This window comes from Nostoc sp., from assembly GCF_036917235.1.
Taxonomy (GTDB): domain Bacteria; phylum Cyanobacteriota; class Cyanobacteriia; order Cyanobacteriales; family Nostocaceae; genus Nostoc.
In genome coordinates, this window is record NZ_JBALDU010000099.1 from 37,124 (window position 1) to 53,014 (window position 15,891).

Below are 15,891 nucleotides of genomic sequence, written 5' to 3' on the forward strand. Positions count from 1 at the left end.
TCAAAACTCAGGACTCGCTACTTATCTGCTCACTCAGGACTCAGGACTCTTTATGTTAGCAGGCACAATTTTGCAGGATGGAAAATATACCCTAATTCAAGAAATAGGGCGGGGTGGCTTTGGCATTACCTTTAAAGCTACGCATCACTACTTGGGTCAGGAGGTGGTGATGAAAACCATCAATGAACGGCTGCGACAACATCCTGATTTTGCCAAATTCGAGCGCCAATTCCAAGATGAAGCCAGACGATTAGCTACGTGTATTCACCCAAATATAGTCCGAGTTAGTGACTTTTTTGTGGAAGCTGGACTGCCTTATATGGTGATGGAATACATTCCTGGTGAAACCTTGGGAGACGCATTTGTATTATCAGGGATAACTTTGCCTGAAGCCACAGCAATTCATTACATCCGGCAAATTGGGGCAGCGTTGCAGGTAGTACACAACAACGGCTTGTTACATCGCGATGTCAAACCAGATAATATTATTCTTCGTCAAGGAACACAGGAAGTAATACTAATTGATTTTGGCATTGCCAGGGAATTTAATGGCGGTGTCAGACAGACTCACACAGGTTTGGTTTCTGAGGGTTATTCTCCGATTGAGCAGTATATGACGCAAGCGGCGCGCACACCCGCCACGGATGTTTATGGTTTAGCGGCAACCTTGTATGCACTGTTGACAGCCCAAGTTCCCATGCCAGCATTATTGCGCGATCGCGAACAAATGCCTTCCCCCCGCGAACTGCAACCACATTTGAGTGCTGCTGTCAACCAAGCGGTAATGCGCGGTATGGCAGTAGAGTCTCGTTTTCGGCCAGCGACAGTTGCTGAGTGGCTGCAATTGCTACCTGGAAATGGGGTGAATGGAACACCGCAAGTTTTACCCACTTACGCAGTGCCAACTGTCAATTTATCTGCGCAGCAAGCAGCAACTGTAATTGGGAAAACTGCCCAAAATTCTATTTATAGACCATCTGTGCTGGCGCAACCCAACCCAGGCATGGCTAAGGAAACTGTACTGGCTAAAAATCTGGGATCATCTAAAGTATTTATTGGTATGGGTGTAGCCCTAGTTGCTGCGACAGCAGGTTTTGGGATCGCCAGTATATTACACAAATTTCAGCAGCCGACTACCAAGCCACTTGTTGAAAAGCCAACTCAAGAATCAGGCGCGAAAGCACCTAATTTTGATAGTAGATCTTCACCTGGAGGTCAAGAGACTAACACTACTTCAAGAAGCGAAACAGCACCCGTCTCTAATTCCAAGCAGCGTCGCCGCAATCGTCGTTCTTCTCAAGAAGAATCTACCAGCAGCCCTACAAGAGAATCACAACGCGGTGATTCCGAACAATCCACACCTTCACCTAGCGTTTCCCCCACACCCTCGTTAGTGGAGAAATTACGAGCAATCCGCTCATCTCGAAATGCTTCCCCCGCACCATTGCCATTTCCACAAAAGAACTTACCAGCTTCTAGTCAAAATCCTGCTTCCCCTCAACCCGTAAGCCCATCAAAACCTCTACTTATACCACCAGCACCACCAACAGAATCCAAACAATCAGATCCTTCTGCTGTGGTAGTACCAACATTGGAAAAACAAAATTCACCGACTAATAGCCAACCCCAGAATATTCAGAAGTTCGAGGAAAAGCCACAAGATGACAATAACTAGTACCGCAAGGCGGAATTAAAAATTAAAAATTAAAAGTGAATACAGCATAAGGTTTCGTTGATTTGGAATGATTGGTTTATTTCCGCCATGTTGTACTAGTCAATTTTAGGTTTTAAATTTGGGATTTTGGTGAAGCAGCGCGGTGAGTCCAGCACAGCGCCGAGTCCTATTAGCTAATTATGAATTACGAATTATTTTAGGAAGGATTAAGTTTATTCTGTACAACAACTTCCCCCTTCTTATTAATCTTCACTGGATTCTTGGGAAAAGCTTGATTATTCAAATAACGCATAAGTTTTACAGTTTGAAAACTCCGATCGATATGAGGAATTCCCTGCCGATCCATCCGAACGGGAATAATTTTACTTGATACCAAATCTCCTGTTGAGTTGAGTTTGACTTCTAAAATCATTGAGTCACCTGTTTGGGCATTTGTAGATAAAGTCCGATAGCCCAAAAAGTTTCCTAAAGAATAGGCAATGATTTTTCCCTGATAAATTTCCATCGCTCTGGGAACGTGAGGGCCATGTCCTAGTACTAAGTCTGCTCCTGCATCAATCATGTTTCGAGCAAACGCGATCGCATTACCTCGGTTTTCTCCATAAAAAAACTCTGTTTGATTCTTAACGTGTAGTGCCCCCGTTCCTTCTGCTCCAGCGTGCATCGATACTACTACAATATTGGCTTTATTTTTGGCTTCTGCTACGAGTGCTTTAGCTGCTCCTAAATTATGAATAGAATTATACATTTCATAAGGAGAAAATCCGATCATTGCCACGGGGATATTGTTAGCTTCCAAATAAAGAATTTGATTTTTATGACCTAATGTTGCAATGCCCACAGCCTGAAGATTTTTCATTGTATCTTTGAACCCTACCGGGCCAAAGTCCATTGCATGGTTATTTGCCATATTGAACACATTAAAACCAGCCTCAGCAAAAAGCTGGGCGTATCCAGGTGGAGAGCGAAAGGCAAAGACTTGCCCTCGACTAATATCTTTGGCAGTGTAGGGATAATTAGTTAGACTACTTTCAAAATTCCCAAACAAGATATCAGATCCTTGCAAGTGAGTTCTCACTGACTTTGGTAATAATTGATCTCGAAAACGGGGTAATCTATAGTTAGGGAAATTAGTGCCGGGAATAATATCTCCAACAGCTTTGATGGTAATAGTATCTGGAAAGGTTTGTTGTTGTGTTTTTGATGGTGTAAGTTCAGGAATAACTAATGGAAATTGCACAGGCTTAGTAGGCATAGTAGCAGCGTTTAATCGCTGTGATTGACCAAGCCGGATAATGACTCCTATACTAATACCCAGATATAAAGAAATGCTGATCAGACTAAATGAGAATACTCGCCCCAAGCTGCGATCTACCATCGTTCACTCCTCACACGATGGCATTAGTTTATCCCAAAAACCTGTAAAATCTGTTTTATCGGTGTATATTTTAGTTTTTTTGGCAAAGATTTGACTACGTAAATATTAAGCGATAATCCTATCTAACTTGCAAATAAACAGACAAGTTGTTCAAGAGCCTTGCTAAGGGTAGGCAAATTGCAGCCACATTGTAGTAAATTTTCAGTAATCTTTGAACGGAGAGGGGGGGATTCGAACCCCCGTTGGGTTTCCCCAAAACGCATTTCGAGTGCGTCACCATGAACCGCTCGGACACCTCTCCAACTATTTATTCAGACATTTGAGTATCTATTGTACATTCAAATGCTGTAAATTTAGGGAAATTTTGCTGCATTCCCTATACTACTATAGCATTATCGCTTTTTTTGCGTAATGCAATCCTCTAAGAACACCAACGGCAAATTAAGGTCTGTAGACATCGAAAAAGACATCACAAGATTCATGCTACTTACATTAGCATGGCTTAAAAATAACAGTACTCGTTAGATTCTCGCAATCTATTTTGGTTTGGCGTTGTCGATGCTGTCACCTGTTGGGCGAATGTCGAATTTATTTTACTTGGTAGGCATAGAGACTTCCCAGATTCCTTGATTTACGCCGTATTCTAGAACATAAATCTTATTGCTAATAATCTCAGCATCAATGGGATTACTAAAACCTCTGACAAGGCGTGTAGCGTTAAGTTTATAGTTGGTATTTCCTACTTTAGTTAAATTTAAATGCAGTAGGTCTTGGCTGGCATCTTTAAAAGGGCCTACTAGTGTTTCGCCAGTGGGATCGCCTGCTGTCCAACTTAGCATAAATCCATCTCTGTTGAATTCTGGACTCATTACTCCTTGCGTATCAAAAACTAAGCCTAAAGGAGAACGGTGTGTTGTAAAAGTGCTAAAACTTTGCCCAAGAACACTGGCATCTTTGATTTTTCCATCTACAGGATCGCGGTAATTATCTGCGTCCGGGCCAAGATTAGGAATTGGTTCAATCAAATTTCCAGTAGGCCGAATAGGAAAGGTTGGATCGTTACGATAGTAGCCCTTTTGGATGGCGTTAAATTGAGGGCTTAACAATCGGTCAGTGGCAGGATTATAATTGGGAAATTGTTGTGGATTGTCTGTCCCACCAATACGCCAAGGAAAGCCGTAATTACCACCTAAACGTAGCCAATTTAATTCTTCTGACATATCGCGATCTGGGCCATTTTCTGTGCCAAATAAATCGCCATTGGGTGCAAAAGCCATATCGAAAGTATTACGTGTTCCTTCTGCAAAAATATAGCCAGCTGTCTTTAAAGTTGCTCGATTATTTGCGAGAAAGAGATTGTTGCCATTACTTGGAAGACGCAGTATACAGGCGGTTAATCCGACTTCGCGAGTATTGGGATATAGACCATCAACAGACTGAACCTCACCATGATCGGTACGAGAACCGCTATTTACATAGATAAATTTACCATCCAGGCTAACAACTACGCCGTTGAAGCGATGGTCATAAGCTGTTTTGCTTTTGGGATAGTCTTCACTTTTAGCTAAGATAGACCAGATACGCTGTTTTGTACTCGCATTAATTACACCTTTAACAATAATTGCTTGAGTTTGGTTATTCACAAGGTCTGCATTGCCAACTAAATAAATTGTGCCGTTAGGGCCAATGGCCATACCTTGAGTTTCACTTATATTATGATTACTAGAGTTGTATACAAGGGTTCTAGTAGAGGAGGCTAAATTGACTTGATAAATCTCACCATTTCGTTTGAGGTAATAGAGAGTATTGTTTCGTGGATCTTTTACAATCCGCACAGAAGGAGAGACTGAGAGTGTATTAATAATATTCCGAACCTTGATATCAGGACGCAGGGATTGAGGTACAACACTTACTCCAGTAGTGCTAGGATTTAATAAAACTATTGTAAATAATAGTGTGATTGTAAATAACAGTGCTTTAACAGCAAGATTACCGATAAATCTGCGTTTGACTTGGTTAGATGATTTAGTGTTATTCATGATTTCCTTGATAAAATAGTCAGTTAATTTTGTTGTTAAATCCCTCTTGATGAGGGAAAAGTTTTGGAATCTTAGCTTGGGTCTTCGGAGACCATAGTGCTGAAACATTTAAAGCTTTATAGGACATTGTTTGCTCTTGGCAGTGCTATTTTTATGTGATGGATGGAAAGTTGACCCCAGTTTTATTAACCCAGAAGATCATATCGTCAGTAAAACATATATGACCAGATTAGAACGTGAAAATACACATTTACGTGATTATCTTGCACGCCTACAGACGCTCCTAACGTCGCTATCGAAAAACATTGTGCCATTCCAAATCAGTAGATATGCTTAAATATTCAATTTGATTGTTACTTCCTGGTTTGAGTATAGAGAAATACCCGTATTTAGCTAATTCTCCCGCATTTATGCAACGCCTATTAGTGCAATCATGCAATCGTGCTACCCTCCCATCTTTGAAAAGCGAAAAGCAATCCACACCCGAAAAAACTTTCCAGCAAAATATTTCGGATTTTCTGATAACTTACTGTATTCTGGGATATCTTACCTTGTGGAAAGCCAAATAATGACTATGAATATGCAACGACTCATCAAAAAAACTTCTAACCCAATTCGCAAGATAACAGAAGTAACTCCACCATCGACTGAACCGATTGAGATGCCTGAGAGTCAAGATATTCCTGAATCGGTGGTTGAACCAAATATACCTGTGTACATGGAAGCATCCGAATCGGACTACATCTGTGAACACTATCGCCCTTTGCGCTCCGTTGGTAACTCTGGCTGGCAACCGTCTGATGTGTGGCGCGAGTTGAGGGTTGATAATTTCTGTGGGTGAGTAATATGAACGCAGAGAGCCATTCGATTTATGGCTGAATAAAATTATTCGTTTGTCTAATTCCTGCTGAAATGTAATTCCTCAGCTACAGCAATAAAGTAGCTCAGGTTTGGTAGTCCCATCTTTTTGATACTTTATAAGTCTCAATCTTAAAAAAATATATATTGGACATCTCAAAAAAGGCTACATATCATACTCATACAGAGATTTGATTGAGGCCAGAGCAATGAGTGAAAAAACAACGTCAGAGAATTTCAGAAGTAAAGTTGTTACACAAGGGGTACAGCGATCGCCAAATCGGGCTATGCTGCGTGCAGTAGGTTTTCAGGATGAAGACTTTAAAAAAGCAATTGTCGGTGTGGCTAATGCCTACAGCACCATCACTCCCTGTAACATGGGGATTAATCAACTAGCACTCATAGCTGAAGCTGGAATTAAACTAGCCGGGGCAATGCCGCAAATCTTCGGCACAATTACTATTAGTGATGGGATTTCGATGGGAACTGAGGGAATGAAATATTCCCTAGTGTCACGAGAAGTAATTGCTGATTCCATTGAAACCGTCTGTAATGGTCAGAGTATGGATGGTGTCATTGCCATCGGTGGCTGTGATAAAAATATGCCAGGGGCGATGATTGCAATGGCACGGATGAATATCCCGGCTATCTTTGTTTACGGTGGGACAATTAAACCCGGACACTACAACAGCCGTGACTTGACTGTTGTGAGTTCCTTTGAGGCTGTGGGTGAATATAGTGCTGGAAAAATTGACGACACCGAACTGATGGAAGTAGAACGCCACGCTTGTCCTGGTGCTGGTGCTTGCGGTGGGATGTTCACAGCCAATACTATGTCCTCGGCTTTTGAAGCGATGGGCATGAGTTTACCCTATTCTTCCACAATGGCGGCGGAAGATGGCGAAAAAGCTGATAGCACCGAAGAATCAGCCAAGGTATTAGTAGAAGCAATTCGTAATCAACTGTTACCTCGGCACATTATCACGCGCAAATCTATAGAAAATGCTATTTCTGTAATTATGGCTGTAGGTGGTTCAACTAACGCCGTATTACATTTTCTGGCGATCGCTCGTGCGGCTGGTGTAGAACTTAATCTAGATGATTTTGAAACTATCCGCGATCGTGTCCCGGTTTTATGCGATTTAAAACCTAGTGGTAGATATGTCGCCACAGATTTACATCAAGCTGGTGGTATTCCCCAAGTGATGAAAATGCTATTAATACATGGATTACTTCACGGTGACTGTATCACCATCACAGGTAAAACCATCGCCGAAATTTTAGCAGATGTCCCCAATGAACCACCAAGCAATCAAGATGTGATTCGTCCTTGGAATAACCCGATGTATGCCCAAGGTCACTTAGCCATCTTGAAAGGGAATCTTGCTACAGAGGGAGCAGTAGCAAAAATTACCGGGATAAAAAATCCCGGCATTACTGGTTCTGCACGGGTATTTGATTCCGAGGAAGAATGCTTAGATGCCATCCTTGCAGGTAAGATTAAAGCCGGTGATGTAATTATCATCCGCTACGAAGGGCCGAAAGGTGGCCCTGGGATGCGGGAAATGTTAGCACCCACCTCAGCAATTATTGGTGCGGGTTTAGGCGATGCAGTGGCGTTAATTACTGATGGACGCTTTTCAGGCGGTACTTACGGGATGGTAGTCGGACACGTTGCTCCCGAAGCCGCCGTTGGTGGTGCGATCGCTCTGGTTGAAGAAGGTGATAGCATCACTATCGATGCTAATTCTCGCTTGTTACAAATCAACATTTCTGATGCAGAATTAGCCAGTCGCCGCGCCAAATGGCAACCCCGTCCACCCCGTTATACAAAAGGCATCTTAGCAAAATATGCGAAGTTAGTTTCCTCTAGTAGTGTTGGTGCTGTCACAGACTTGGATTTATTTAATGAGTAGGGAGTAAGGTTGGAGACGCGACATCTCGCGTCTCTCTACAAGAGTATGGAAACACGATTTTCTGGCGTTGGCTGTGAAACTTACAGCAGAATTCAGAAGTAAACACGTTTTACATCTGGGTAACAGACTTAACTTGTGTACTTCACCAACTTGAAATCTGCTGTAAGTCGCTCTACTTATGTTTTAAAGTAGAAAATAGTTGATTGAAAGTGTTTGTTACTACCAATGAAAGTTTTAGGGTTATTTCTGCCAGTCCTGTTGCTGCTATGCAGTCCTGCTATGGCAGTTGAGCTTAAAGGACAAAATATTGATGGTCAAAAGCTGCCAGCTAGAGCTTATTACTATGCAACTGGTGGGGTCTACAAAGTTCAGGTGCGCTTTCACAACAAACGAGCCACAATTTACTTTGACGACGGCAACCAAACAACTATACAGTTGAACCAGCAAGCGATCGCTGACTCAAAGAATATTGAAGGTTTTGGAAAACTAGGACAATATCCTCTAAGTAGAACATTCAGTGTGGGGTTGGTGTATGACAATAATTGGCTCGGTAGCAATGATAGTCAATTCCAACTGTCTAATCCGCTAGAGGGGTTGTGGAAAATTAGTTTGGAGTGAATACACATCCGACTTAAAAAAGGTTTCTCACTTCTGACAGGGCAACTCAACAATATGTCCTCTGCTAGACTCGAAGTAACTACTTAATTAATAAAGTAACATATATCTAGGATTCCTATTTAATTTTTGAATAACTAAGCTGCTTAAAAGCTTGCCAGACAAAGATTTCCTTTTCAGTATCCTGAGCGGGATTCAAGTAGGATTACTAAATGTATAGGAACATAATAATTACATAAATGAAAGTTGGCATTCAAAATACAGTAGAAATTTTAGAACAAGTTGACCAATTAGAGTCCACAATAGGTCTTAAAAATGAAGCTTGCCGTTCTAAATTTTTGATTCATCCTGACTTCACGTCAAAAGTTTTTTTGTTTTTGCATGGTTTTACAGCAGGCCCTTACCAATTCGAGCCGCTTGGTAAAGCCTTCTTTAACAAGGGATATAACGTTTTGATTCCTTTACAACCCGGTCATGGACGCTCAGGTGACTGGAAGTCTCAAAATCCTCCACCGCTGCCAACAGATATTGATATTTATCAACAATTTGTCATCAAATGGTTGCAGATTGCCAAAACGCTAGGTCAACAAGTTGTGATTGGTGGATTATCAACAGGTGGAACTTTAGCTGCTTGGTTAGCTTTAGAGTATCCTCAAGAGATTGACCGCACTTTATTGTTTACCCCTTATTTAGGTAGCCGTTATTTACTATTCGATCAACTCATCAAAATTCTGCCAATTTACTTTGAATGGTTCAACAAAGATGCACCTGGGAATTTTGGTTATAAAGGTTTTCGTCTCAAGGCCTTACGGATATTTCTAGAATTGGGATATCAGGTTTTAGACAAGGCTCAAGGCTGTGTTTCTGCTCCAATCTTAATGGTATGTAGTGAGGCAGATGGTGCTGTTAGTCGCTCGAAACAGCAAGATTTTTTCCGAAGAATACTTAAGCAGCAACCGAAATCCTGGTATTACTGTTTCGATGATTCGCTTCACATTGAACACCGAATGATGACAAAATTGGAAGACAATGATTATGAAGAACTGGTAATTACCCTCGCTAAAGCATTTGTTGAGAGTAATTTAACTTGGGTAGAGTTTCAGGCAATGGCAAAGCGGATAGCGCAGGGGCAAGCCCATGACCAAATCATCCGAGAGCTTAACTTTGACGAACAAGTTTTTCAACAGCTATCTGCAATGATGACTCAAGGTTTTGGCTGTGAGCATCTTAAATGTATTAATCCAGATTCCTAATGAGCATCCCAATTTTAAAAAAAATGGAGAAGTTAAAAAACATTTGCCATTTCAAAATTTAGTTCAAGTCTCGATAGGTTCAGTTAACAGCTATTAGTGTAGATAATTTGTTTTTCAAGACGCGATTCATCGCGTCTCTACAAATGGTCGATTTGTCGCCTTCTTTTTTGAAATTGGTATTAATTTTGAGTATGAGCCAGAATCGGTAAGGTAATTACAAATTCTGTTCCTTCACCTTGGGTAGAATTCACAACCAGTGAACCGCCATGTTTTTCTACAACAATAGACTGAGCGATCGCTAATCCTAATCCCGTTCCTTTACCAACACCTTTTGTAGTAAACAAGTGGTCAAATACTTTTTGTTTCACTGATTCACTCATGCCTTGACCATTATCAGCAATGCTCACTTCAACTTGTTTATTTTTTAAAGAGGTGGTAATTTTAATCCAATTGGGATTGGCTTGAATTTCTTCAAAACTCCGACCTGTATTTGATTCATCTAAGGCATCAATGGCATTTGCTAGGATATTCATAAATACTTGATTTAATTGACCAGGGAAGCATTCAATTTGGGGTAAATTTCCGTACTCATTGATTATTTCAATAGCTGGACGTTCTTCGTTAGCTTTCAGGCGATGTTTGAGGATTAAAATCGTACTATCAATGCCTTCATGAATGTGAAACGGTACTTTGTAATCTCTATCAGCACGGGAAAAAGTACGGAGACTGGTGCTAATGTTTTTGAGCCTGTCACACGCTATTGTCATCGAATCAATCATCTTGAGCAAATCTTCTAAGCTATATTCCAAATCGATTTCTTCGGCATGGGTAAAAATTTCATCTCCGGGAGTAGGAAACTTTTGTTCATATAATTTCAAGTGTTCGATAACATCAATAAATGTTGGTTTAGCTTGTTTGAGACTGGCAGCAATAAAACCAAGAGGATTGTTCATTTCATGAGCGACGCCAGCAACTAAGTTACCCAACGCAGACATCTTTTCACTTTGGACGATTTGTAATTGAGCTTGTTGCAAATCTTGTAAAGCTTGCCCAGCTTGCTGATAAAGCCGAGCATTTTCTAAGGCAATTGCGGCTTGGGAAGATAGTAGATTAATCACCTGTAATCGGTTAGTAGTAAATACTCCTTGATTCAATTGATTTTCTAGGTAGAGAATCCCCACCAAATGACCTTGATTAATAATGGGCGTACATAATACACTTTGGGGTTGATGTAGGAGCATATATTCTCCAATTACACCAGGAATACTCGTTTCACAATTGTCTATGATGACAGTTTCTTGAGTATTCTTAACGTAATTTATCAGTTTTCTCGGAATATATTGACAAGCATCTATTAGTTGTGAATCAAGAGTGGTTTTGACATCAGTCTGGGAATTTGACTGTTGATCTATAAAAGTAATTGCCCGCACTTGCCAAGTATCTTTTTGAGGAAGAATTAATACAGATGTTTTCGCACCAGAATTTTCTAAGATAATGCGAGTGAGACTGCTGATAAGTACGTCTAATTCGATACAACTGGAGATAGTTTGAGCTGCTTTGAGAATGCAGGTTAAATCTAGAGCATCAGAAATATTAGTGCTGCTGGTAGTGTAACTAGATGTACGAGCAATGCTAGCTATGGTTTCTAAGGGATTTAAGTTGAATTCTTGCTGTTGCAAAATTGGTTTGAGTAATTTGGGATAGCATTTTTCCAAGTCATCAGTTTTGGCTTTTGCTCCCCAACGGGCATAACTGTAATATGCTTGTTGCAGATATCCTTCTGCGGCTTTTTCTTTACCCCATTCTAGGTAAAATTTGGCAGCAAGTTCGTTAGCGATCGCGGCTTCTTGAATATAGTCATTGGCGATCGCTTCTTGGATAGCTATTTCATAATAATCTGCGGCTTGTAAGCGATCGCCAGTTACACGAGCTTGTTCAGCTAAAATTAAATTGTACTTATGCTGATAATTTACGGGTGCATGAGCCGCCCATTCTTGCATTTTTGACTGATTTTCGGCTACTTTCTGGAGATAAACCTGTTGCTGTGCTTCATTTACCTGAGAACAAAGAGCTAACAAACTCAAAGATTGATAGAAATTCCGCAAAGGAACAATTAATAAACCTGCTGCTCCCTGCTCATACTGCTCAAATGTTTGGGAAGATTCCCAAGCAGATTCGTATTCACCAAAAAGATAAGCCAGTAGCGTTTTTGCTAGATAGACATAACAAATACCATTAATATTGTTAGTTTCAATTAAAGTCGGTAACATTTCGACTTCGTGAAAATGCTTACCAATTAAACAACAGGGATTAGCGGCTTCTCCTTGTAAATTTAGCACTGTCTGCCGCCAGATATTTCCCCAAATCAGAGATACCTCTTGTTTAATTTGCTGCATTAGATCGCAATATTTATCTGCTTCCAGCACAGCATTTTCTAGGTTTTCTCCAGTCCAAAAGAGAAATTGACAATAGCAATTGGCACAATAGCCGACATATTCTAAATTTCCGGTTTCTAATCCACTTTGCAATCCCTCCAAAAATAGATTCAATGTAGATTTAATTGAATCTTTCCAATGTTTAATAAACAGACTAAATGTTAAATAAACCCTACTTTTAAGTTCTTTTATTTGAAACTTTTCTAAAAGTTGTACTGCCAGTTTACCAAACTGATACCCATCTTCAATTGCACCAATACTACACAAAAATAATCCATAGAGACTGTAAGCAACAGCTGCCTGTGGTGAGTTGCCGGACTTGATACAAATCTCGATCATTGTAAAAATTTTGAGCGGCAATAACATCGGTTTGGCTATATAAACTGGAGCAAACAAACCCGATAATATGCGGAGCGCAACTAATTTTTGGGGATCAATTATTTCTGGCATATTTGCCAATGCTGCAATCGATTGATGAACAAACATTTGTTGTAATTGATCGTGTTCCTCAAAAATAATTTGAGTATTACTGTCTTCAGGTAATGTCAAATCTAGTAATTGCAGTGCTTCTCTACCTGTGGCTATTGCTTCAATAAATTTATTTTGCGCCGTATAAGATTGGATTTGAATCTCGTAGGTACGAACTTTTTCTAATGGAGATTTAGCGTTTTTAAGGATAATCTCTACTAATGATTTTGATGAATCAAAGTTTGTATTTAGATATTCTGCCTCAGCCGCAGATTCGTAAACAGCAAGGGCTAAATCGTAGCTGCTTTGCCAAGCATTTATCGGTAATAAAAGAATTGCCACTTTTAAATACTCAACTGCTGTTGCATAAGCAGTCGAGTTTTTGGCTTTACAACCAGCGATCAGATTTAACCGGGATAAATGTTCTCGTTCGTCAGCTTCCTCTAATAATTCTAGTCCGTAATTGAATTGATTAACGATCGCAAAAATTCCTGACTCTTGCTGCTCTTTAGGTGTATTCTGCAACAACAATTGCCCAATTTGCAAGTGTGTTGACTGTTTTTGTGCTTCTGGAATGAGTGAATAGGCAGCTTGCTGGACGCGATCGTGTAAAAATTTATATACAACCATCTCAGACTGTTCTTGAGTAGCTGCTTGATTTTCGGAACCAACAAAAAACTTATAAACCTCACTTTGCGGCAAAATCAACCCTTCTTGCAAAGCCTTCCACAAACAATCTGCGGTTTCTATCTCTGATTGTTTAGAAACAATCGCTAATGTTTTTAAATCGAACTGATTACCAATACAAGCGGCTAGCTTCAATTGTTGTTGAGTTGATTCTGGTAGTCTTCGTAGTTGGAAAACCATAAAATCAACAACATTGTCTGCTAGAGTTTGCTGATTTATTTGAGAAATATCACATTGCCAACATCCCTCGGCAAAATTGAATTGAATCAGTTGGTCTTGATGTAATGATTTCAGTATTTGAGTTGCAAAAAATGGATTTCCTTGAGCTTTACGGTAAATCAATTGTGAAAGAGATAATGCTACATTCTCTGCACAATTTAATGTATCGGCTACAAGTTGATTCAATTGTAATGGGTTGAGTGGCTTTAGGGTAAGATTATTCACCTTTACACCTGTTTTGCAAATTTCATCCAACATTACCATCAATGGATGTGCTGGGAATACTTCATTGTCTCTATAGGCACCAATTAACAATAAATATCCCTGATTAGCTTCATTCATTAATAATTGCATGAGTTTCAATGAAGCCGAATCTACCCACTGCAAGTCATCTAAGAATATAACTAAAGGATGTTCTTTAGTTGTAAATACTTGGAGAAATTTCTGAAATAATAAATTAAATCGGTTTTGTGCCGCGTTACCTGATAATTCTGGCGCAGCTGGTTGTCTGCCAATAATTTTTTCTAATTCGGGAATGACTTCAATAATTACTTGTCCGTCTTCACCTAATGCTTGAATAATTTGATTTTGCCATTTTTGTATTTGGACATCACTTTCTGCCAGTAATTGCTCCATGAAGTTACGGAAAGCTTGGACAAATGCAGAAAAAGGAATATTCCGATTAAATTGGTCAAATTTGCCTTTGATAAAATAACCGTGTTGACGAACAATAGGTTTATGGACTTCGTTAACAACGGCAGTTTTACCAATCCCCGAAAACCCAGCTACCAGGATTATTTCTGTTGCTCCCAGGCTGACATTTTGAAATGCTTCTAGCAGAGTTTCTACTTCTGCTTCTCGTCCATAGAGTTTATCAGGGATAATAAATCTGTCGCACAGATCCCTTTGGGCAATTGGGAAACTCTCAATTTTGCCACTTGTTTTCAGTTGATCTAAACAATTTTCTAAATCATACTTCAATCCTAATACACTCTGATAGCGGTCTTCAGCATTTTTTGACATTAATTTGCTGACGATATCCGAAATTACCGCCGGAATTTGTAAGTTAATTACATCTATTGATGAGGCTACCTTAGCAATATGGGAATGCACCAACTCCATTGGATCGCTTGATTGAAAAGGTAACTCACCTGTGAGTAATTCGTAGAAAGTTACACCCAGGGAATAAAAATCAGTCCGGTAGTCAATTCCCCGATTCATTCTCCCTGTTTGTTCTGGAGAAATATAAGCTAGTGTTCCTTCTAATACATTGGGGCTGATTAGCGTTTGCGTTTCCCTTGGTAATAGAGAGGCAATACTAAAGTCGATTAATTTAACTTGTTTGATTTCTGGATTAATTAAAATATTGCTCGGTTTGATATCTTTATGAATGATGCGCTGACTATAGAGTATTTCTAAGGTATTACACAGTGCGATCGCTATTTGAAAAAACTCTTCCAAAAACCTACTATCTCGCGTTTGATCGCGAGCAAAATAATCTTTTAGAGAAATGCCCCCAAAATCTTCCATCACCAACGCATAGGTATTTTGATACACCTCCAGGCTGTAGGTTTGGACAATTAAAGATGAGTTGAAATTTTTGGCAATGGTGTACTGATTGCGAAACTGCACCAGTTCATTAAAGGAGGGATATGCATTTTTCAGCAGTTTGATCGCTACAGGTAATGAGTCACTTTCTCGATACCCTCGATAAACTATAGTTCTCGAACCATTGTATATTTCTTCAATGATTTGGTATCCAGAAATATTAACATGAGTGCTAAACATACTGTTAAATCCAAGCAATTTATAACTTGATTATTCCCAAATTCATAACGGCAGTTTAATGTTAATTAGTAAAGATTACTATGGCTTTACTTTCGAGAGCATTTATGAAGATAAGCTTTAAATTGTAGAGTACATTACACGCTGCTTTAGCTTTAAGGTATCCAATGCAGAGATAGAATATTTCACACAAAGCGTAAAGTAGGAATTTTTTAACTCAAAAATATGCTTGTAGGGGCTGGGGAAGGATGAAAAGGGAAGAGGTTAAAAACTTTCACCTTTTCCCTTTAAACAACCAAGTTAACAAGAGCAAACTACTAGTAAGCTGATGTGCAGCTAAATTGTATAATACGAAAACGTAAAATTATTGTAGTGCGGGCATCTTGCCCGCGTCGCATATACAAATTAAATACGCAACAGCTTATCTGCTGGGATTTTTAGTTAGGTTTCGTAGTCTGACTAAAGGCAATTACCTATTCAAATAGTAGAGACTATTATTGATTGACAGTAGCGGAAGTTTGTTATTCCGCCGGCTGTGATTGATAGGGTTATATTGAAACCAG

Annotated in this window: 8 protein-coding genes, 1 tRNA gene and 1 pseudogene; 6 read left to right on the forward strand and 4 right to left on the reverse strand. The window is 39.7% G+C overall.

Annotation, left to right across the window (positions count from 1 at the left end; all coding sequences use genetic code 11):
• Nucleotides 1-52: 52 nt before the first annotated feature.
• Nucleotides 53-1,675, forward strand: a complete 1,623-nt coding sequence (locus V7K44_RS27980; RefSeq protein WP_334936498.1) for a serine/threonine protein kinase — start codon at nucleotides 53-55, stop codon at nucleotides 1,673-1,675.
• A 196-nt stretch (nucleotides 1,676-1,871) separates the two neighbouring features.
• Here V7K44_RS27980 and V7K44_RS27985 read toward each other — a convergent pair whose 3' ends face one another.
• From V7K44_RS27985 to V7K44_RS27995, 3 genes are all read right to left on the reverse strand, one after another.
• Nucleotides 1,872-3,053 carry a CapA family protein gene (locus V7K44_RS27985; protein WP_334936500.1) on the reverse strand — a complete coding sequence of 394 codons (1,182 nt, stop codon included), beginning with the start codon at nucleotides 3,051-3,053 and terminating at the stop codon, nucleotides 1,872-1,874.
• Nucleotides 3,054-3,269: 216 nt separating this feature from the next.
• Nucleotides 3,270-3,354, reverse strand: a tRNA-Ser gene (locus tag V7K44_RS27990).
• 292 nt (nucleotides 3,355-3,646) lie between these two features.
• The gene (locus V7K44_RS27995) at nucleotides 3,647-5,092 is read right to left on the reverse strand and encodes a PQQ-dependent sugar dehydrogenase (protein WP_334936502.1); all 1,446 of its coding nucleotides are present in this window, start codon (nucleotides 5,090-5,092) and stop codon (nucleotides 3,647-3,649) included.
• Between the two features lie 65 nt (nucleotides 5,093-5,157).
• On the opposite strand from V7K44_RS27995, the pseudogene V7K44_RS28000 reads away from it, so the two are divergent.
• The 5 genes and pseudogenes from V7K44_RS28000 to V7K44_RS28020 all read left to right on the forward strand — a co-directional run.
• A pseudogene (locus V7K44_RS28000) lies at nucleotides 5,158-5,489 on the forward strand (IS1 family transposase); the annotation flags it as partial.
• A 183-nt stretch (nucleotides 5,490-5,672) separates the two neighbouring features.
• Nucleotides 5,673-5,933 (forward strand): hypothetical protein, encoded by a 261-nt coding sequence (locus tag V7K44_RS28005; RefSeq protein WP_334936504.1) that lies wholly within the window; start codon nucleotides 5,673-5,675, stop codon nucleotides 5,931-5,933.
• A gap of 226 nt (nucleotides 5,934-6,159) precedes the next feature.
• Entirely contained in the window at nucleotides 6,160-7,866 is a 1,707-nt protein-coding gene (gene ilvD, locus V7K44_RS28010; protein ID WP_334936506.1) for a dihydroxy-acid dehydratase, read from the forward strand.
• Nucleotides 7,867-8,091: 225 nt separating this feature from the next.
• Complete coding sequence (locus V7K44_RS28015; protein ID WP_334936508.1) at nucleotides 8,092-8,484, forward strand: hypothetical protein; 393 nt, start codon at nucleotides 8,092-8,094, stop codon at nucleotides 8,482-8,484.
• A gap of 236 nt (nucleotides 8,485-8,720) precedes the next feature.
• Nucleotides 8,721-9,734, forward strand: coding sequence for an alpha/beta hydrolase (locus tag V7K44_RS28020; protein ID WP_334936510.1), 1,014 nt, complete (start codon nucleotides 8,721-8,723; stop codon nucleotides 9,732-9,734).
• Nucleotides 9,735-9,913: 179 nt separating this feature from the next.
• Here V7K44_RS28020 and V7K44_RS28025 read toward each other — a convergent pair whose 3' ends face one another.
• The gene (locus V7K44_RS28025) at nucleotides 9,914-15,331 is read right to left on the reverse strand and encodes an ATP-binding sensor histidine kinase (protein ID WP_334936512.1); all 5,418 of its coding nucleotides are present in this window, start codon (nucleotides 15,329-15,331) and stop codon (nucleotides 9,914-9,916) included.
• Nucleotides 15,332-15,891: the final 560 nt, after the last annotated feature.

Coding starts and splice junctions, on each gene's coding strand:
- V7K44_RS27980 (WP_334936498.1), top strand. CDS start 53: ATGTTAGCAGGCACAATTTTGCAGGATGGAAAATATACCCTAATTCAA.
- V7K44_RS27985 (WP_334936500.1), bottom strand. CDS start 3,053: ATGGTAGATCGCAGCTTGGGGCGAGTATTCTCATTTAGTCTGATCAGC.
- V7K44_RS27995 (WP_334936502.1), bottom strand. CDS start 5,092: ATGAATAACACTAAATCATCTAACCAAGTCAAACGCAGATTTATCGGT.
- V7K44_RS28005 (WP_334936504.1), top strand. CDS start 5,673: ATGCAACGACTCATCAAAAAAACTTCTAACCCAATTCGCAAGATAACA.
- ilvD (WP_334936506.1), top strand. CDS start 6,160: ATGAGTGAAAAAACAACGTCAGAGAATTTCAGAAGTAAAGTTGTTACA.
- V7K44_RS28015 (WP_334936508.1), top strand. CDS start 8,092: ATGAAAGTTTTAGGGTTATTTCTGCCAGTCCTGTTGCTGCTATGCAGT.
- V7K44_RS28020 (WP_334936510.1), top strand. CDS start 8,721: ATGAAAGTTGGCATTCAAAATACAGTAGAAATTTTAGAACAAGTTGAC.
- V7K44_RS28025 (WP_334936512.1), bottom strand. CDS start 15,331: ATGTTTAGCACTCATGTTAATATTTCTGGATACCAAATCATTGAAGAA.